Origin of the sequence: Psychrobacillus sp. OK028 (genome assembly GCF_900103605.1) — a bacterium.
Taxonomy (GTDB): Bacteria; Bacillota; Bacilli; order Bacillales_A; family Planococcaceae; genus Psychrobacillus.
Genome location: NZ_FNHY01000003.1, coordinates 195,645 through 214,593 on the forward strand (window position 1 = coordinate 195,645; position 18,949 = coordinate 214,593).

At 35.6% G+C, this 18,949-nt stretch carries 17 protein-coding genes; 13 read left to right on the top strand and 4 right to left on the bottom strand.

The annotated features are described in order from the left end of the window. Positions 1 to 33 precede the first annotated feature (33 nt). The 6 genes from BLR36_RS06860 (at position 34) to BLR36_RS18910 (ending at position 4,882) form a co-directional block, all read left to right on the top strand. Complete coding sequence (locus BLR36_RS06860; protein ID WP_093060991.1) at positions 34 to 258, top strand: YozE family protein; 225 nt, start codon at positions 34 to 36, stop codon at positions 256 to 258. Positions 259 to 326: 68 nt separating this feature from the next. Beyond that, positions 327 to 1,031, top strand: a complete 705-nt coding sequence (gene deoD, locus BLR36_RS06865; protein ID WP_093060992.1) for a purine-nucleoside phosphorylase — start codon at positions 327 to 329, stop codon at positions 1,029 to 1,031. A gap of 146 nt (positions 1,032 to 1,177) precedes the next feature. Then, complete coding sequence (locus BLR36_RS06870) at positions 1,178 to 2,659, top strand: lmo1851 family serine protease (RefSeq protein WP_371326704.1); 1,482 nt, start codon at positions 1,178 to 1,180, stop codon at positions 2,657 to 2,659. A 65-nt stretch (positions 2,660 to 2,724) separates the two neighbouring features. Continuing rightward, complete coding sequence (locus BLR36_RS06875; RefSeq protein ID WP_093060993.1) at positions 2,725 to 3,630, top strand: CobW family GTP-binding protein; 906 nt, start codon at positions 2,725 to 2,727, stop codon at positions 3,628 to 3,630. Beyond that, the gene (locus tag BLR36_RS06880; protein ID WP_093060994.1) at positions 3,623 to 3,883 is read left to right on the top strand and encodes a hypothetical protein; all 261 of its coding nucleotides are present in this window, start codon (positions 3,623 to 3,625) and stop codon (positions 3,881 to 3,883) included. Before BLR36_RS06875 ends, BLR36_RS06880 begins: the two co-directional genes overlap by 8 nt. A gap of 159 nt (positions 3,884 to 4,042) precedes the next feature. Next, on the top strand, positions 4,043 to 4,882 hold the full coding sequence (locus BLR36_RS18910) for a CAP domain-containing protein (RefSeq protein WP_093060995.1): 840 nt from the start codon (positions 4,043 to 4,045) through the stop codon (positions 4,880 to 4,882). Positions 4,883 to 5,124: 242 nt separating this feature from the next. Here BLR36_RS18910 and BLR36_RS06890 read toward each other — a convergent pair whose 3' ends face one another. Further along, complete coding sequence (locus BLR36_RS06890; RefSeq protein ID WP_093060996.1) at positions 5,125 to 6,471, bottom strand: MATE family efflux transporter; 1,347 nt, start codon at positions 6,469 to 6,471, stop codon at positions 5,125 to 5,127. 47 nt (positions 6,472 to 6,518) lie between these two features. On the opposite strand from BLR36_RS06890, the gene BLR36_RS06895 reads away from it, so the two are divergent. After that, entirely contained in the window at positions 6,519 to 7,595 is a 1,077-nt protein-coding gene (locus BLR36_RS06895; protein ID WP_093060997.1) for an undecaprenyldiphospho-muramoylpentapeptide beta-N-acetylglucosaminyltransferase, read from the top strand. A gap of 39 nt (positions 7,596 to 7,634) precedes the next feature. Here the strand turns inward: BLR36_RS06895 and BLR36_RS06900 are convergent, their stop codons facing one another. Further along, positions 7,635 to 8,180 carry a GNAT family N-acetyltransferase gene (locus tag BLR36_RS06900; RefSeq protein ID WP_093060998.1) on the bottom strand — a complete coding sequence of 182 codons (546 nt, stop codon included), beginning with the start codon at positions 8,178 to 8,180 and terminating at the stop codon, positions 7,635 to 7,637. Between the two features lie 357 nt (positions 8,181 to 8,537). Between BLR36_RS06900 and BLR36_RS06905 the strand changes: the two genes are divergently transcribed. The 6 genes from BLR36_RS06905 (at position 8,538) to BLR36_RS06930 (ending at position 17,267) form a co-directional block, all read left to right on the top strand. Further along, on the top strand, positions 8,538 to 10,190 hold the full coding sequence (locus BLR36_RS06905) for a sensor domain-containing protein (protein WP_093060999.1): 1,653 nt from the start codon (positions 8,538 to 8,540) through the stop codon (positions 10,188 to 10,190). Between the two features lie 53 nt (positions 10,191 to 10,243). After that, a complete protein-coding gene (locus BLR36_RS06910) occupies positions 10,244 to 10,918 on the top strand; it encodes a response regulator transcription factor (RefSeq protein ID WP_093061000.1) in 675 nt (224 codons plus the stop codon). Continuing rightward, the gene (locus tag BLR36_RS06915; RefSeq protein ID WP_093061001.1) at positions 10,915 to 12,291 is read left to right on the top strand and encodes a HAMP domain-containing sensor histidine kinase; all 1,377 of its coding nucleotides are present in this window, start codon (positions 10,915 to 10,917) and stop codon (positions 12,289 to 12,291) included. Before BLR36_RS06910 ends, BLR36_RS06915 begins: the two co-directional genes overlap by 4 nt. A gap of 264 nt (positions 12,292 to 12,555) precedes the next feature. Next, on the top strand, positions 12,556 to 15,357 hold the full coding sequence (locus BLR36_RS06920) for a 2-oxoglutarate dehydrogenase E1 component (RefSeq protein WP_093061002.1): 2,802 nt from the start codon (positions 12,556 to 12,558) through the stop codon (positions 15,355 to 15,357). Positions 15,358 to 15,388: 31 nt separating this feature from the next. Next, entirely contained in the window at positions 15,389 to 16,618 is a 1,230-nt protein-coding gene (odhB, locus tag BLR36_RS06925) for a 2-oxoglutarate dehydrogenase complex dihydrolipoyllysine-residue succinyltransferase (protein WP_093061003.1), read from the top strand. 235 nt (positions 16,619 to 16,853) lie between these two features. Next, entirely contained in the window at positions 16,854 to 17,267 is a 414-nt protein-coding gene (locus tag BLR36_RS06930) for a DUF4181 domain-containing protein (RefSeq protein WP_093061004.1), read from the top strand. On the opposite strand, the gene BLR36_RS06935 is transcribed toward BLR36_RS06930, so the two are convergent. After that, positions 17,264 to 17,710: a hypothetical protein gene (locus BLR36_RS06935; protein WP_093061005.1), complete on the bottom strand. Its 447-nt coding sequence runs from the start codon at positions 17,708 to 17,710 to the stop codon at positions 17,264 to 17,266. The two genes, BLR36_RS06930 and BLR36_RS06935, sit on opposite strands and share 4 nt — an antisense overlap. Before the next feature lie 317 nt (positions 17,711 to 18,027). Then, positions 18,028 to 18,855, bottom strand: coding sequence for a non-homologous end joining protein Ku (locus BLR36_RS06940; RefSeq protein ID WP_093061006.1), 828 nt, complete (start codon positions 18,853 to 18,855; stop codon positions 18,028 to 18,030). Between the last annotated feature and the right edge of the window lie 94 nt (positions 18,856 to 18,949).

The following is an 18,949-nucleotide window of genomic DNA, read 5'->3' on the forward strand; positions in this document are numbered from 1 at the left end:
ATAAGACTTCATGACTAAAGGAGGAAAAATATTATGCGACAATCGTTTTATTTATTTGCATTAAAATATCGCGGGGGTCAAAAGGATGATAAAAAGGCAAAATTTGCTAATAGCATGTTTGACCAACATGATTTTCCTAAAGCTGAAACTTCATTTCATAAACTTTCGTTATATATTGAAGAGCTTGCTGATGCGAGTATGCCTGCAGCCGTCTTTGATGAATTATGGGAATATTATGTCGAAGATTCAAAGTTGTAAGTTCATTGCAATTGAAGGGAAAAAACGGTATCATTAAGCCGAAACGTATTAGAAATGAGGTTATATAATTGAGTATTCATATTAGTGCTAAAAAAGGTGAAATTGCAGACACAATCTTACTTCCAGGCGACCCACTACGCGCAAAGTATATTGCCGAAACATTCTTAGAGGATGTTGTTCAATATAACGAAGTTCGTAATATGTTCGGATATACTGGAACATACAAAGGAAAAAGAATTTCTGTGCAAGGTACAGGAATGGGAGTACCATCGATCTCTATTTATATTAATGAATTGATGAATGAATATGATGTTCAAAAGCTTATCCGAGTTGGAACATGTGGAGCTATCCAAAAAGATGTGAAAGTACGTGACGTAATTCTTGCACAAAGTGCTTCTACAGATTCAACTTTGAACAAAGTTCTACTTGATGATATCAGCTTTGCACCTACAGCTGACTTTGACTTGTTATACAAAGCGTATAATGCAGGGAAAGAAGCTGGACTAAACTTAAAAGTAGGGAATGTATTTACAGCTGATCTATTCTATAATGATAATGCTCAAAATGAGAAGTGGGCTGAATATGGGGTTCTTGCTGTAGAAATGGAATCAGCAGCGCTTTATACACTAGCAGCTAAATTTGGACGTCAAGCATTGTCGGTTTTGACTGTTAGTGATCATATAATAACAGGAGAAGCAACTTCTTCTGAGGAACGTCAAACAACGTTTAATGAAATGATTGTTGTAGCATTAGAAGCGGCTATTCAAGACTAATATATATTTTGGCTTTGGATTAACCAATCAATCATAAATAGACTGTCATTTATATGACAGTCTATTTTTAAAATAATGCGATGACTTAAAGTAATTAATACTACATATAATTTAATGGTAGTTTTTTCTGAAAAGGGTGAAAGAATTTGGACGAACATAATCAAAATAATGATGAACAGACAACAGAAGTTAAACCAGCTTCAAAATATATTAAAATGAAACCTTTTGTTTTACTTTTAAGTACTTTTGCTTTAATTGTGGTAACAGCTGCAGTCACTATGATCGCGTTAACATGGGGTGACGAAAAAGTTGTAAACGTAAATCCGATAAGTCAGAATGAGCGTTCGGAATTCGCTAAATTGTATATGGCCTATGATAAATTGGAGGAAGAATACTATAAAGAGGTAGACGAAGAAGCAGTGATAAATGGTGCTATAAACGGAATGATTGATGCATTAGAGGATCCATATTCTGATTATATGAACCAGGATGAGGCTTCACAATTCAACGAAAATATTTCCTCTAGTTTTCAAGGTATTGGTGCAGAAATCCAAGAAAGAGATGGCGTTATAAATATTGTCTCGCCTATTAAAAATTCACCAGCAGAAAAAGCTGGGCTTATGCCGAATGATAAAATCATTGCTGTAGATGGTAAAGATATTAAAGGGTATAGTGCTTCCGAAGCAGTATTACTTATTCGTGGTAGTAAAGGGACAGAAGTGACTTTGTCCATACAGCGTGGAAATAATGCATTAATGGAAGTAACTATTGTACGTGACGATATTCCGATTGAAACGGTTTATGCTGAAATGTTAGATGACCAAGTTGCTCATATTATTATATCTAGTTTTTCGACTAACACGTATGATGAATTGCTAACAGCAATCGATGCAATGGAAAAAGAGGGCATGAAAGCACTTATACTTGATGTTCGTCAAAATCCTGGTGGTTTGTTATCTTCTGCAATTGATATTTCTAATCTCTTTGTTGAGGAAGGGAAAAACATTCTGCAAATTGACATTCAAGGCAAAAAAGATATTACAGTTGCTACTCCTGGCACTCGTGTTAATGTTCCTGTAACCCTTGTAATTGATGAAGGTAGTGCATCAGCCTCTGAAATTTTAGCTGGCGCATTAAGTGAATCTGCAAAAGTTCCATTAGTAGGTTTAAAATCTTTTGGTAAAGGGACTGTCCAAACAGTAAATGATCTGCCAGACGGTTCAAATATTAAAATTACTACTGCTAAATGGTTAACTCCTGATGGGAACTGGATTCATGAAAAAGGGATTAAACCCGATTATGCAGTTGAATATCCATCGTATGCGATGCTGCCACCTTTAGACACTTCTGTAACTTTAAAGATCAATCAGTCATCGGATGCAGTTAAAACAGCAGAAGAAATGTTAAAAGCAGTAGGCTATGATGTAGGTGTAGTTGATGGTAATTTTGATGAGCAGATGAATAATGCTGTGAAAAAATTCCAAGCCGACAACAAACTTGCTGTTTCAGGAGATATTGATGGAGAAACCTCTTATCAATTGATGGATAAACTAAGAACGAAAATTTTAGAGGAAGATCCACAACTATTAAAAGCACAAGAAATCGTGACAGATTTGTTGAAAAAATAAAGAGTTTAAGGAGAGCTGGCCTTTATGGTCAGCTTTTTCAACGACCTATGTAAGGAGCGTACAAGATGAAGGATGTCTATTTACTAAGTGGATTTTTAGGAAGTGGGAAAACTTCTTTATTATCTCATTTAATCGAACAACTGAAAACAGAGGGTTTGAAGCCAGCAGTTATTATGAACGAATTAGGGAAATTGCCTTTCGATAGCAAATCAGTGGACGAGGATGTTCCGATTAAGGAAATGCTTGAAGGATGTATTTGTTGCACAGGTGCTGAAAAGATGGAAGCACAGCTTCAAATGTTATTAGAGGGTGAAGAATTCGATGTTCTTTTAATTGAAACAACTGGTGCAGCTCATCCTGTTGAAGCAATGGATGCTGTTTTATCTCCTTTTTTTGCAAGTAGATTAAATATGAAAGGTATTATAACGGTTGCAGATTGTAAACGGTGGCTGGATCGAGACAAAATGTCTCCTCAAACACGAATGTTATTTTTAGAGCAGATTAAACATGCTCATTTAATAGTAGCAAATAAAGTAGATTTACTATCTGATGATGAAGTAGCTGCGGTAACAATGCAAATCCATGGATTAAATAGCCATGCACCTATTATTCAGACATCCAATGCAAAATTGCCGTTTAAAATGATAACCAATCTAGAGGCTACTTTTCACGGTCAAGAGGTTAAGCAAGCGGCAATAGGGAAACAGCTAACTTTATCTTCCCGTTTACACACCTTCACAGAGTCTGTTGAGCAGGAAGAGTTTGAACAGTGGGTTAAAGGTCTTCCAGACACCATTTATCGTATGAAAGGATATGTTCCATTAAAAGGCTATAAAAACCCTTATTTGTTTCAATATGCTTATGGAATGGTGCAGTGGCTTCCAGAATACATTAAAATGGAGCCTCAGATCGTTATTATTGGTGAAAATGTGGAAACAATTGCTGTGATAGGACATACTCTAAATGATTAAAGCATTTCAGGTACTTTATCAAAATCGGCAATCAGTTAGGAATATCCAAACCGAAGACGAGGTTAGAGCAATAATTCATTCGGAGCTATTAGATGAATTTACTCACCCTAGAGCTAGGTTATCTATACAAAAAAAGTATAGTTTAGCAATGGATCGGATTAAAAATAGCGAGCTATCTGAAACTGAGCAGATAATGATGATTAATCTTTATAAAGAAGAATTTATAAATCTGTCAACAGTAGATCATAGCTAATATTTTAGTAAAGTGGTTAAGTTATCCAAAAATCTTAGCTAGAATAGTAGATTTGAAGGTATAAAAGTTTCGATTGGTTTCAATGGAATATTTTATGTGAAAATTTCCGTCTATTTTGTGTTTACAATAAGGGAGCACAAAAGAAGGAGGAAATGAAACATGAATAAAAAACATACGATTATGGCTGGAATTTTAGCGAGTGGATTATTACTCTCTGCCAATACTGCTAGCGCATCTATGAATACTGGGTTTTCACCAACTGCTTCCGAGGCAAAGGCAACGGTTATATATAAATGGGGAGCTACAAATAATGTTTCCTCTCAAGTAAACTTGGATGAAATTATGCAATTATCATTTGCACAGCTTCTAAATCTTCAAAATGTAAATAAGATTAATATAAATGAAGTAGAGAAAAAACCGGAAGTCGTTACTCCAGCTAAGCCAGTTGAAGAAAAACCAGAAGTGGTTACTCCAGCTAAGCCGGTTGAAGAAAAACCAGAAGTAAAAGCGCCAGTAGCGCCAATTAAAGAAAAACCAGAAGTAAAAGCACCAGTTGAACAAAAAGTAGAACAAACACCAGTAGTACAAAAGCAGACTCCTGAAGTAAAAGATGAGGTAAAAGTTACTTCTGAAATTCAACAGGTTGTTGATTTAACTAACCAAGAACGTGCTAAAGCTGGATTAAAAGCACTTCAAATTGATACAAAACTTACGCAGTCAGCGCAAGCAAAATCACAAGATATGAAAAATAAAAACTATTTTTCTCATACAAGCCCAACTTACGGATCACCATTTGATCAAATGAAGTCAATGGGAATTACGTATAAATCTGCAGCAGAAAATATTGCAATGGGTCAACGTAGTCCTCAGGAAGTAGTAGATGCTTGGATGAAATCTCCAGGACATAAAGCGAACATAATGAACGCTTCTTTCACACATATTGGTGTAGGTTTATCGGATAGTGGTTATTATTGGACACAACAATTCATTGGTAAATAATTAATACACCCAAAAAGCGACGCATAATGCGTCGCTTTTTTTTATAGAGGTTGAGCGAACTGATTATCCAAGCAAAGGGATAATCGCTTTAAAAAGATCGAATACTCTCGTTTATATTGGATTTACTCTCGTTCAGGTGCTTTTTACTCTCGCAGCTGCTTGCGTTACTCTCGTTTGAAAAAAATACTCTCGACCAGCGTTCATTTACTCTCACAGCGGAATTTTTAACCATTTTAAGATCGCTACTCTTTCATTTTCTTCTGTAAATAAATTAGCCTTGCGGTCAGGGTGATCGCCCCTATAGACAGCCCTACGATTAATCCAATCCAATATCCAAAGCGCTCAAATGATGTGTAATTGGCTAATATATAACCGGTAGGTAAACCAATTATCCAATAAGAAATGATGGCCATAATAAATGTCATTGTCACATCTTTATAGCCACGCAATGCTCCTTGGACTGGTGCTTGAATTGCGTCTGATAGCTGGAACAGTGCAGCAAAGAAGAAAAATTGAACTGTCAATTCAATTACATAACGATCGTCCGTATACACCGAAGCTATTTGCTCTCTAAATAACAGTAAAATTGAAATAGAAACTAAACTAAAACAGATGGCAGTTACAACACTAAGCCAGCTAAATGTTTTTGCGTCTTCGAATCGTTTCGCACCAATTTCATGTCCTACTAATATTGTTGCTCCCATTGCTATGCTCAGCGGCACCATATACAGCAACGAGGTGAAATTCATCGCTATTTGGTGAGCAGATATTACCTCCGTAGAATATACACTCATAAGAATAGTGACAGCCGAAAAGATAGTCGTTTCTGCAAAAAGAGATATTCCTATAGGAACTCCAATTTTCATTAATGCTCGTATTTTACCTAAAGAAGGTTTAGTCCAACCTTGGAGAATTTTTAATTGTGCAAATGGACTGATGCGTATAACAATTATTATAGCAATCAGTAATATTAACCAATATGTAATAGCAGAGGCTAGACCTGCTCCGACACCACCAAGCTCTGGAAAGCCGAATTTCCCATATATAAATAAGTAATTTAAAGCAATGTTAATGGGAGCTGATAGTAATGTGATGAACATGGAAACTCTGGTTTTTCCTAAAGCGTCAATAAAAGACCGCAACACACTATATAAAAATAAAGGAATTAGTCCGATACTTAGCATGAACAAATATTTCTTTGCTACGATGCGTACACTGTCTTCAAGAGGTATTAAGTTTAGTACTGGATCAATGAGCAGGAAAATACCGAGAAAAACGATAATAGCTAGTACTATTGCAATATAAAATGCTTGTTGAACAAAGGTACGGACATCTTTCTTCTTTTTTGCTCCTATCAATTGTGCTACAATTGGCGTAATGCCTATTAATATACCAGTTAAGGCGGTGTACACAGGCAACCATAAGGATGAACCGATAGAAACACCAGCTAAATGCTTAATACTATATTTACTTGTCATTAAAATATCAAAAAACGTCATTAAATAGAGTGCAACTTGTGTGATTAATATCGGCAAGACTATTTTAATCATATATTTACTTTTTTCTGGTAGAGTTTTCATTTCGTGCATGTTGGCAGACATCCTTTAAAGTTATAAAATTAGTTAGGAGATTATTGATGAATAATAACACAATCGTATTAACGGGTGGTGGAACGGCTGGTCATGTTTCGTTAAATGAAGCCATTATACCCGAGTTAATAAAGAAAAGATATAATGTCCATTATATTGGTTCATATAATGGGATTGAAAAAACAATAATTGGGGAGAAATTTCCGGAAATACCTTATCATTCAATTTCAAATGGAAAGTTAAGAAGGTATTTTTCGCTAAAAAACTTCTCTGATCCATTTAAAGTACTTTATGGAACATTACAGGCACTAACGGTATTGAAAAAAGTGAAACCATCTCTCATATTTTCAAAAGGGGGCTTTGTTTCTGTTCCTGTAGTACTTGCAGCAAAACTTGCGAACATACCAGTTGTCATTCATGAATCTGATTTAACCCCAGGGCTAGCCAACAAAATAGCTTCATCATTTGCTGAACATATTTTCACGGTATTTGACGATACGGTAAAGCATTTGCCTGATAGTAAAGCTTCATCGATAGGGGCAATACTGCGTCCTGATTTATTTCATGGGGATGAGAAAATTGCCGAACAACTAACAGGCTTTGATGCAACGAAACAAACAATTATTATTATGGGCGGTAGTCAGGGCTCCGCGAAGATTAATGATGTTATTAAGCAAAATGTTGAGCAGTTAACTAGTAAATTTCAACTTATTCATTTATGTGGAAAAGGTAACCTAGATGAATCTTTAATTGGAAAAACGAACTATATAGCATTCGAATATGTTACAAATGAACTGCCTCATCTGATGAAAATGGCTGATTTTGTCATTAGCCGTGCTGGTTCCAACTCTATTTTTGAGTTTCTAGAACTAAAAAAACCGATGCTACTCATTCCATTATCTATCCACGCGAGTAGAGGAGATCAAGTATTGAATGCCAAATACTTTGAGAAACAAGGATATGCTTATGTACTAGAAGAGGAAGAGCTTACTGCAAGCACGTTTATCGATTCATTCCACCGCATGGTGGGCGAGAAAGAAGAAATGATTGATCGGATGTTCGAGGTAAACCCATCTAAAACACCGGAGCAATTTGTTGAGTTATTACTAACTTATCAAAAATAAAATACTCCCGTCACTATTATTAAGTGACGGGAGTTTTCTTTACATTGCTTGTTCCTCTTCGTTTTCTTGTTGCATTAGTACTAAATGGAACAGGTCTTTTGGAATATAATATAGATCAAATACTTCTCCATTTGAATTAATCTCTGCATATATGGAAGGATGTGATTCGTTCGCATTTAGTGCATAGCCTAATTTTTGAGTAGCGCGAATACTTTTGCTATTTTTTTTGCGAATTCGCAAAAATACAGTATGGATATCTAATTCAAAGAAAAGCTCCTGCAAAAATGATTCTTTTGCTTTCTTGTTATAGCCAAGACCTTGAAAAGGGCAACCTATCCAAGTACCTAAAAATCCTGCACCATCTTCCACATCGAAAAGATTAATCGTGCCGATTGGCTGACCAAAATCGCTTATAATTGTCCGAGAAATAACGGTTCCTTTTTCTTCTTCTTCCATTAACTGTTTCGTAATAAACCAGTATTCATCCGCCGAATTTGCTTTTTGACGTACGAAAGGCAAAATGGTTGGATCTGACATAAGTTCATAAAGAGATGTACATTCGAATAAATCTCGTTTTTTTATCAAAAAAAGCGCCCCCTAAAAGAACCAATAAATGAGCAGAGTCATCCTAGGTCCCCTGAAATTTTTCACTTCATCGTGCATAAAAAATTTCGGGGTAGGAATCGAACCTACTAGGACCAGCTCAATACCGGTGGCGCACCATTTGCCTTCCCTCGGCAAAGTGAACTTTGCCTTATAAAATTATTTGCATTAATAATATACTTTGTTTTTTCGTTTTTGCATAGTAGAAAGTGTTTTAAAAATAATTTAATTTTTGTAAAAAATATTTCAATAAATAAATCTAATTCACTTGTAACTTTCACCTTAAATACATATGATTAAACTAACTTAGTATAGAACTTGATAGGAGTTATTAAATAGATGTCACAGTCCTTCTTAAACCATTCTCAATTCCACTTATTATATGATTTAGCTGATGATTATGTGTTTTTTATGCGTAAAGTAGATTCTACTTATGTTTATGAGTTTATCAACAAAAAGGCCGAGGAATTATTCTCAGAAAGTCCTATAGGAAAGTCACTAGATGAATGTTTTGATGAATTTCACAACAAAACTATTGTGCAGCATTATGATCGTGCATGGATGCAAAAAAAATCAGTTTGCTACCAGGATCATTATTGCGTAACAACTGAATCTTATATTAATGAAACGACAGCGGTTCCAATTTTTGAAAATGGTTTTACTTATATTTTAGCTACTACTAAAGAAGTTTCACGTACTGCTCATCTACAAGAATCTACGTATGTTTTAGAAACTTTCCGTAAAGCTATTAATGAGGTAGCACTAGTTGCCATGACCAATGAAGATGGAGTAATAGAAGTAGTCAATGAATTATTCGAAACAACATCGAAGTTTAGCAAGGAAGAGTTAGTTGGAAATACTTTTCATATGATAAATTCTAACTATCATGACGAATCCTTCTTCGACAATATGTGGAAAGTTGTGAAGAATGGAGATATTTGGCACGGTCAAATAAGAAACCGTACAAAGTTTGGATCATTTTATTGGGTGAATGCTATCGTCGTACCAATAAAAAATGATTTAGGGCAAATTGAGAAATTTTTGACCATCCAATTTGATAACACAGAAAAGAAACGTATGATGAGCGAACTACGAAATATTGAGCGCTCCTTCAAATTGATAACCGAGCATTCCAATGATTTAATAGCTATAACGGATGCAGAAGGTTATTTACTTTACTCCTCCCCAAGTCATGAAACAATCTTGAAATATGATAAAGAAGAATTACTAGGTAGTTATTATTTTAATCTGATTACAGATCAATCCGAATTAATAAATTACTCCAAGTTAGAACTGGTAGAAAAGTACCGAGTAGAGCTACTTCTACAAACGAAGGATGGAAATTCTATTTGGACGGATACATCTATTACGACAGTAGAAAGTACAGTTGATGATGAGGAGGAAAAATGGTTCGTTATTGTATCACGTGAAATTACAGAGAAACGAGCTTTGGAAGATCAACTGATGTTTATGGCATTTCATGATAGTTTAACTAGCCTGCCTAATCGACGTTCTTTTTATGAGGATTTTCCAGTTTCGATTTCGTCTGCAAGTGTTGAATTTCCAAATGTTGCATTACTCTATATAGATGGAGATAATTTTAAAGGCATTAATGATATGTATGGACATGATGTGGGCGATCAGTTTTTAACACATTTTGCGGAAAATCTACAGATTAGTTTAAACAATAAATACAATGTCTATCGCATTGGTGGCGATGAGTTTGTTGTCATTATTGATCGAATTGCAGATTATGTGAATGGTAGGAGTCAGACTGTCGATGAAATTGTTCAGGTAATTCAGCAAAACTTACGCAGAGGCTGGATAATAGAGGACATTAATTTTTCGCCAACGTCTTCAATCGGTATCGCTATTTTCCCAAATGATGGATCTTCTACCGACGAACTATTAGATAATGCTGACCAAGCACTATATACTGCGAAGAAAAACGGGAAGAACAATTATATTTACACCAATGCCGTTCATAGCTAATGGAACGGCTTTTTCTTCATGTAAAGTAATACAATAATGAGGAGGGTGAAATAATGACTCAACATATTCTTTTAATAGAAGATGAAGTAAATATTGCGAAGTTTGTGGAGCTAGAATTACAGCATGAAAATTTTCAAGTCACTGTTTCACATGATGGTCGGGAAGGCGCAGATTTAGCTTTAAATCAAGACTTTGACCTTATGTTAATTGATGTCATGCTGCCAAATCTCAATGGGTTGGAGATTTGTAGAAGGGTACGCAAAAAGAAAAATACACCTATTATTTTAATCACTGCAAGAGATGCTATTATCGATCGCGTATCAGGTTTAGAGGCAGGGGCTGACGATTATGTAGTGAAACCATTTGCTATTGAGGAGCTATTAGCTAGAATTCGTGCAGTTTTTAGAAGAGTTGAGCCTACTTTAGAAAGCAAAAAAAGTGACTTGACTGTCAAAGGATTAGTAGTGGAACAAAAAGCACATCAGGTTTTCTATAAAGGTAAGGAAGTTGAACTAACTAAAACAGAATACGATATGCTCGTATATTTAATGGAGAATTTTAATATGGTGTTGTCTAGAGACGCCATTTTGGAAAAAGTATGGGGATATGATGTAGAGGTAGAAACAAATGTTGTAGATGTATACATAAGGCATTTGCGAAAAAAACTTCCACCTGAAATTGCAGCCACTATTGAGACAGTAAGAGGCGTAGGGTATGTTATGAGATGAAAAAACCATGGACATTACAACGGAAATGGACATATGCATCAGCGATTTCCATCTTTTTAAGTTTCCTGATGATGTGTATTATACTATATTTTTCTCTCTTTAATTGGCTGCAAATTTCGGAGGAAAAAATTGCCCAAAACACATTGGATGAAGTTACGCACTTTTTTAAAGCGATTGGTCCCATTATCTCCATTCAGGATATTCAAAAAAACAGAACATTACTCAATCAATTGGTCAATCAGAAGCAATCGATTCGTGTATTGAATGAAGATGGTATCGAAATTCTACGTATTAATGATGCTAGCGATTTTCCGAAATCTACTTCACTCCAATCCGAGGAATTTGTAAGAGAAGAAATCAATGGTAATGAAGTTTTTCATAAAGTATCTGAAATAGACTTCGGTTTGTTTAAAGGATACGTACAAATCTCTCATAGTTTAGAAAGCTTCTCTCAACTGATGAATTATATACTAATTGCGATGGGGATATTCGCATTGATTACACTCGTATTATCTGCACTAATCGGTTATATGTTATCCTCCGTTTTGTTAAAACCTATGAAGGAACTTCGGGATGAAATGCAACTGGCAAAACAAACGAAGTTTTCAAAAATAGTTAGCTTTCAATATGAAAAAGAAGATGAAATTGGAGAGCTGCTTAAAATTTACAAGGAATTGATGGATGAAGTATCCAAAACGATTACGAGGCAGGATGAGTTTATTCACAATGTCTCGCATGAATTGCGTACCCCGGTACAAGTGGTGGAGGGACATTTATCATTATTAAATCGCTGGGGAAAAGAGGATCGATCTATCTTAGATGAGTCTCTAGAAATCTCTTTGAACGAAATACAAAAAATGAAGCTTTTAATCGAAGAAATGTTAAAGTTAGCGAAAAATGAGTTTAGTAATAAGAAGGAAACTACTTCTGTCGTTTCTGTACTGCAACAGCTTCAACAATATTATTTGCCATTGTCACCAGAGGCAATAATCGATATTAAAGGACAGGAACAAGTAAAAGTAATGGTTCCTGCAACCGCACTAGAGCAAATATTGCGAAATTTAATTGAAAATGCGCTAAAATATAACGATAATCGGCCTTATATAAAAGCGGCCGTCCAAAATATCAGAGACCAGGTGCAAATAACGGTGGAAGATAATGGTGTTGGTATCCCAGAAGATGCATTGTCTAAAATTTTCGAACGCTTTTACACGGTTGAGGAAGCAAGGACTAAAAATAATGGAGGCTCTGGATTAGGTTTAAGCATAGTTAAAAGCTTGGTAATTGAATACGCTGGTACTATTTCTGTTGCTAGCGAGGAGGGAAAAGGGACAAAATTTTACATTTTATTCCCTAAATTTACAAGTGAATAATCATTCAGTGAAAAAGTATAAATAATGAGACGAATTTATGAATTTTTTTTAAAAAAACCATTGTATTTTTTCCCGATAGTAGTAAGATTGAGATGGAAAAATTGTTCTTATATAAGGATAGTTTGAGACTATATAAAAGAGTGGTAAACTATATAGAGGTATTTATATGTATTTTGTTCATGTATGTACCCTAGAACTTTTTATCCACTTATATGTATTTATGATAAATGCCTAGAAGGCACAAAATGTTGGAGGTTTTTCTAAATGTCGAACAATCAAACACCTTGGTCAGCTTTTTCTGGTCCGAACCTTGGTTATGTGATGGAGCAGTATGATTTGTTTTTACAGTCTCCGGACGATGTGGATCCTGAATTAGTAGAGTTATTTCAGCAGTATGGTGCACCAAAGATTCCGACTTCAATATCAGTTAGCAGCTCTGGGACACAAGAAGTAGAGCCGAATAATATAGAAAAAGTGATTAAGGCAATTCAGCTTGCAGATGCAATACGCACACATGGTCACTTAACGGCTAATATCTATCCATTAAATGATGGACCAAAAGAAGATTCGAAAATCAATCTAAGTACTTATGGTTTATCGGAACAAGATTTACGAGAAGTACCCGTTTCTTTCTTAATAAATAATGCACCAGCAAATATTACAAATGGTTTCCAAGCAATTGAATATTTGCGTTCTATGTATACGGATAAAATTGCATTTGAAATTGCGCATATTGTCAATTCTGATGAACGTGCTTGGTTACAAGAAAAGATTGAAAAAGGTGCTGTTAAAGAAAAACTTTCAACAGAAGAAAAAAAACAATTACTTAAACGCTTAACACAGGTTGAAGGGTTTGAGAAATTTATTCATCGTACATTTGTAGGAGCAAAACGCTTCTCAATTGAAGGTTTAGATTCTTTAGTTGTATTAATGGATGAGTTAGTCCGCCAATCAGATAAAACAAAAACTAAACAAGTTAATATTGGGATGGCTCACCGTGGTCGTTTAAATGTATTAACTCATGTTCTAAACAAGCCATACGAAATGATGTTTGCAGAATTTGCACATGTTCCTACTGAATCTTTTTTGCCAAAGGATGGCTCGCTGAAGCTTTCTGAGGGTTGGTTTGGAGATGTAAAATATCATAAAGGAGCAAGTTATCTTTCACAATCAGGTTTAAAAGTGAAACTTGCGTATAATCCTTCGCATTTAGAAGTTGTAAGTCCAATTGTAACGGGTCAAACCCGTGCTGCACAAGAAACAACTGACGCACCTGGACATCCTGTTCAGGACAAAAACGCTGCTTTTGCTATTCTTGTACATGGCGATGCTGCTTTCCCTGGACAAGGAGTAGTAACCGAAGTATTGAACTATAGTAGAGTTCGTGGATTCCAAACAGGGGGATCAATCCATATTATTGCGAATAATATGATTGGTTTCACTACAGAGCATTATGATTCTCGTTCAACTAACTATTCTTCTGATCCTGCAAAAGGTTATGAAGTACCTGTTATTCATGTGAATGCAGATGATCCAGAAGCAGTAATTGGTGTTGCGAAATTTGCACATGAATACCGCCAAAAGTTTGGAAAAGATATTGTTATCGACTTGTTAGGTTATCGACGCTATGGTCATAACGAAATGGATGAACCATTAGTTACAAATCCAACTATGTATCATGCGATTCATAAGCATCCAACTGTTCGTGAAATATACGGTCAGCAATTAGTGGAAGAGAGCTTAATTGAATCTTCAGAAGTAAAAACATTAGACGAATCTATTTTCGCTGAAATGCAACAAGCTTATGACCGTGTGAAAGAGCTTCCGCCATCCACTGTGCATGATATCGTTATACCACAAGTAGTTTTAGATGGTATGCCAGAAATTCAAACTGGTGTAGAAGAGGGCAAACTTGCTAAAATCAATGAAGAGCTACTTACTTGGCCACCTGAATTTAGTGCATTTAAAAAGCTTGAAAAAATATTAAAACGTCGGGAAGAGCCATTCAAAGGTAAAGGCAAAGTAGATTGGGGTCATGCAGAAACTCTAGCATTTGCAACAATTTTACAAGAAGGTAATTCTATTCGTTTGACTGGTCAGGATGCACAACGTGGGACATTCTCACATAGACATCTAGTTCTTCATGATGAGAAAACTGGAGCAGAATTAACACCGATTCACGCTATTAGTGGAGGAAAAGCATCTTTTGTCGTGCATAACAGCCCACTTACTGAAGCTGCTATTTTGGGGTATGAATTCGGCTATAACTTGGAAGACAATAACTCACTAACTATTTGGGAAGCTCAATATGGTGACTTCGCTAATATGGCGCAGGTTATGTTTGATAACTTTATCAGTTCTGCGAGAGCTAAATGGGGTCTTAAATCTGGCTTAGTTATGCTATTGCCACATGCTGCTGAAGGTCAAGGTTCCGAGCATTCAAGTGCACGTTTAGAGCGCTACTTACAATTGGCAGCTGAAAATAACTGGACTGTTGCCAATCTGTCAAGTGCAGCTAACTATTTCCATATCTTGCGCAGACAAGCAAAAATGTTAAAGGAAGATGCAATTCGTCCATTAATCATTGTTTCACCTAAATCACTATTACGTCATCCACTAGTTGGAGCTGACGTAGCAGATTTGACTTCTGGTCAATTTGAAACAGTAGTTGAACAACCAGGTTTAGGACAACAAGCAGACAAAGTAGAGAAAATTATCTTTGTTAGTGGTAAACTTGCTATAGACTTAGCAGATAAAGTAAAAGATGGAGAAGGTTTCGATCATCTTCACATTGTCCGTATTGAACAGCTGTATCCATTCCCACAAGAAAAGATTCAAGAAATTGTGGCACGTTTCCCAAATGCGAAGCAATTAGTTTGGGCTCAAGAAGAACCACAAAATATGGGTTCGTGGAACTTTGCTTTACCATATCTATTGGAAGTAGCAAAAGATCAAGAAATTACTTATGTAGGTCGTGTGCATAGAGCAAGTCCTGCAGAAGGTGATGGAGATACGTATAAAGTAGAACAAGCACGTATTATTGAAGAAGCTCTAAAAGACTTATAAGGTAGGATTAGACATAGAGGAGGAAATTCAAGTGGCAGACATTATAGTTCCAGAATTAGCAGAATCGATTACAGAAGGTACCATTGCGCAATGGTTAAAACAACCAGGCGATACAGTTGAAAAAGGTGAGTTCATCGTAGAACTTGAAACTGATAAAGTAAATGTGGAAGTAATTTCGGAAGAAGCTGGGGTAGTAAGTGAACTTCTAGCTGCAGAAGGAGATACAGTTCAAGTAGGTCAAGTAATCGCGGTAGTTGGCGCGGGTTCAGGTGCATCTTCATCAGCTCCAGCGGCACAATCGGAAGCAAAAGAAGAGGTTAAAGCTCCTGAGGCGTCTAAGGCAGCACCAGTTGCAGAAGAAACTTCAACTGAGCAAGACCGTACAATCGCTAGTCCTGCAGCGCGCAAACTAGCTCGTGAAAAAGGCATTAACTTAAGCGAAATCTCACCAGTAGATCCAATGGGCCGCGTACGTGTTCAAGATGTTTCGGCACATGGTTCTGCTAAAGCACCAGCAAAAGCAGCACCGGCTCCAGCGGCAAGTGCAGCTAAAGAAGATGATGGTCGCACAACTCGTGAGAAAATGTCTCGTCGTCGTCAAACAATCGCTTCTCGTTTATTAGAAGTAAGACAAAATACTGCAATGCTTACAACTTTCAATGAAATTGATATGACGAATGTGATGGCACTACGCTCACGTAAAAAAGATCAATTCTTTGAAGAAAATGATGTAAGACTTGGATTTATGTCATTCTTCACAAAAGCTGTAGTAGCTGCACTTAAAAAATATCCTTATGTAAACTCTCAAATTGATGGAACAGATATCGTGAAAAATAACTTCTTTGATATTGGTATCGCAGTTTCTACAGAAGGTGGTCTAGTAGTTCCGATTGTTCGTGATGCAGACCGTAAAAACTTCGCAGAAATCGAAGCTAATATTGGAGAACTTGCTAAAAAAGCTCGTGATAACAAATTAGCACTATCTGATATGTCTGGTGGTTCTTTCACTATTACTAATGGTGGGGTATTTGGGTCATTGATGTCTACTCCTATCTTAAACGGTACACAAGTAGGTATCTTGGGGATGCACACAATCCAAAAACGTCCAATCGCTGTTGGAAATGAAGTTGAAATCCGTCCAATGATGTATATTGCATTATCTTATGACCACCGTGTTATCGATGGTAAAGATTCAGTAGGTTTCTTGAAAACAGTTAAAGAATTACTGGAAAACCCAGAAGACTTATTACTAAATAGTTAAACAAAAAAAGACTCCCACAAAGGGAGTTTTTTTATGCTTTAGAAACAATTGGATATGTTGATAATTTTCTACAAGTGATTTAACCTCCAGACTCCAGATCCTAGCCAGGTTGAGCAGATCCAGACTGGCGAATAAAGGAAAAGAGAATCCTTATTGCAAATTAATGAAACTTAACTCATTTTAGAACGTACCATTATATGTAATTGTTCTTTCTACTTAAGGCAGAATGTTTAATATGGGGGGGGGTCATCTGATTTGGGTAAACTTTGCATTTATTGTGTTAGTTGTGCTTGTTTTAAATACTTTTTTTAAGTTGCTTTTCAGAAAATCATTTAATATTGAGAAAGAACAAGGGTCTTTTTTTTCTAACAAACATTTTAACGAGTGGCATAGAAAAATCGATTGGGGTATCAGATTTACTTCTTTCATTGCATTTATATTTACTACGAACTTGATCTTTATCGAAGGTTATTCGATAAACGTTTTACTAATAACATCTTTTTGCTACATTGGAATAGATTATGTTGTAAGGGCATTTTTTGAACGTAAATTTGCGAGGAACACCAAACAATATATTCTAACGATTAGTGAAGGGGTTATAATAATGCTTGCCCTATTAATAGTCTTTAAGTTTGATTTACTAGTTTAATGACCATTTATATTCATATCAAAAACATAAGTTGATTTTCCTTGTTTCCATTCTGCGATAATTTCGTAAACATAATAACCTTCTTTCGATGGAATTCTTACTTCATCATCTATAAGTTCAACTTTGTCACTTGTCCCATCTTCATTCCATCGATTTATAATTATTGAATATGGATATTGTTCAATCTCAATTTTTAAGTTCTCACCCTTTTTGACATCTAATGTAGAAAATTCTCCAGCTAATTCATATTTATCGGAAATACTAATTTTTCTAGCTTCAAAGTCACGTTCTTTCCATTCGTAATCCCCTATTATCATTGTATATTCTTGATGATCTAAAATTACTTTGCCTAGTGGTTGGTTATAGTGATTGTTTTTTAAAGAAACGCTATTACAGGCGGATATTAAAAAAACTATTAACATTACTAATACTATTTTTTTCATTGCACTATTCCCCTTTTAATCTATCAAATTATATAGTTGTAAGCTTCCGAACAGGTCTGGAGTAACCTGTTAATTTTTATAATACAACTCTAACATATTTTGGTAATTATCTCTCGTAATATTTTTGAGTTTTCGGATAATGGTAACTTAAAAACTACAACAGGATTTCTGAAAACAATAAAGGGTTGTGATTTGGCACAACCCTTCAATAAAGCTTCTATAGGTAGCTTATGTTTATCCGAGATAAGAACGCATAGGCGCTTTCGTTTTTCCTGTGTAACATTGGAGTTGCATTAATGTACACATGCTTAGAAGCATTAAGACGTTTTTGCTTTCGGTGCTCTTTTTCTTGTAGTTGGTTTTTTCTGTTTTGTTTTATCAAGAGAAGCTTGAAGTGCAGACATAAGATCGGTCACATTTGATGGTAATTCTGTCTGTTTTTCGCTTGTCGTTACTACATTATTTCCTGCCTTTTTCTCTTCAATAAGCTCCATTAAGGCAGTTCGATATTCATCCGTGTATTTCTCTGGATCGAACGCAGTAGTTAATTGGTCAACTAACATAAGTGCCGTATCGAGTTCTTTTTTTACGACCGTTTGTTCAGTAGGAATATTCGGAACATCTGCGGTACTACGAACTTCATCGGGGAAGTGAATAGTTTCCATGATTAACGTTTCCTTATAAACGCGTACAATTGCTAATTGCTCCTTTGATCGTATCATAATTTTCGCAACGCCTATTTTACCTGATTCCTGTAATGCTTCTCTTAAAAGAGAGTATGCTTTACTACCACCACTATCAGGGGCCATAAAGTAACTGCGCTCAAAGTAAATCGGGTCGATTTCTTCTAATTTTACAAAATCTATTATTTCTACAGCCTTATCCTCGTTTTCTTTTTTCAGTTTTTCCAATTCTTCTGCATCTAAAATAACAAATTTGTTTTTAGAGTATTCATAAGCCTTGACGATATCCTCATTTTTCACCTCTTGTTTGCAGCCCTCACAAACCTTCGCATAGCTTATCGGGGTATGACAGTCTTTATGAAGCTGACGTAATTTAATATCCTTATTTTCTGTTGCTGCATGAAGCTTTATGGGGATATTAACTAGACCAAAACTAATACTTCCTTTCCAAACTGTATGCATAAGCTCACCACTTTTTCTTTTTCTTCTTACTATGCAGTCTTTTCTTTTTTTTATGTATCAAACGTACATTTTATATGAAAACTAAAGAATAAAA

Excerpts from the sequence above, each read along its gene's own strand:
- BLR36_RS06920 (WP_093061002.1), top strand. The coding sequence starts at position 12,556 with ATGTCGAACAATCAAACACCTTGGTCAGCTTTTTCTGGTCCGAACCTT.
- BLR36_RS06915 (WP_093061001.1), top strand. The coding sequence starts at position 10,915 with ATGAAAAAACCATGGACATTACAACGGAAATGGACATATGCATCAGCG.
- BLR36_RS06895 (WP_093060997.1), top strand. The coding sequence starts at position 6,519 with ATGAATAATAACACAATCGTATTAACGGGTGGTGGAACGGCTGGTCAT.
- BLR36_RS06880 (WP_093060994.1), top strand. The coding sequence starts at position 3,623 with ATGATTAAAGCATTTCAGGTACTTTATCAAAATCGGCAATCAGTTAGG.
- BLR36_RS06930 (WP_093061004.1), top strand. The coding sequence starts at position 16,854 with ATGGGGGGGGGTCATCTGATTTGGGTAAACTTTGCATTTATTGTGTTA.
- BLR36_RS18910 (WP_093060995.1), top strand. The coding sequence starts at position 4,043 with ATGAATAAAAAACATACGATTATGGCTGGAATTTTAGCGAGTGGATTA.
- BLR36_RS06905 (WP_093060999.1), top strand. The coding sequence starts at position 8,538 with ATGTCACAGTCCTTCTTAAACCATTCTCAATTCCACTTATTATATGAT.
- BLR36_RS06935 (WP_093061005.1), bottom strand. The coding sequence starts at position 17,710 with ATGAAAAAAATAGTATTAGTAATGTTAATAGTTTTTTTAATATCCGCC.
- BLR36_RS06860 (WP_093060991.1), top strand. The coding sequence starts at position 34 with ATGCGACAATCGTTTTATTTATTTGCATTAAAATATCGCGGGGGTCAA.
- BLR36_RS06875 (WP_093060993.1), top strand. The coding sequence starts at position 2,725 with ATGAAGGATGTCTATTTACTAAGTGGATTTTTAGGAAGTGGGAAAACT.
- BLR36_RS06890 (WP_093060996.1), bottom strand. The coding sequence starts at position 6,471 with ATGCACGAAATGAAAACTCTACCAGAAAAAAGTAAATATATGATTAAA.
- BLR36_RS06940 (WP_093061006.1), bottom strand. The coding sequence starts at position 18,855 with ATGCATACAGTTTGGAAAGGAAGTATTAGTTTTGGTCTAGTTAATATC.
- BLR36_RS06910 (WP_093061000.1), top strand. The coding sequence starts at position 10,244 with ATGACTCAACATATTCTTTTAATAGAAGATGAAGTAAATATTGCGAAG.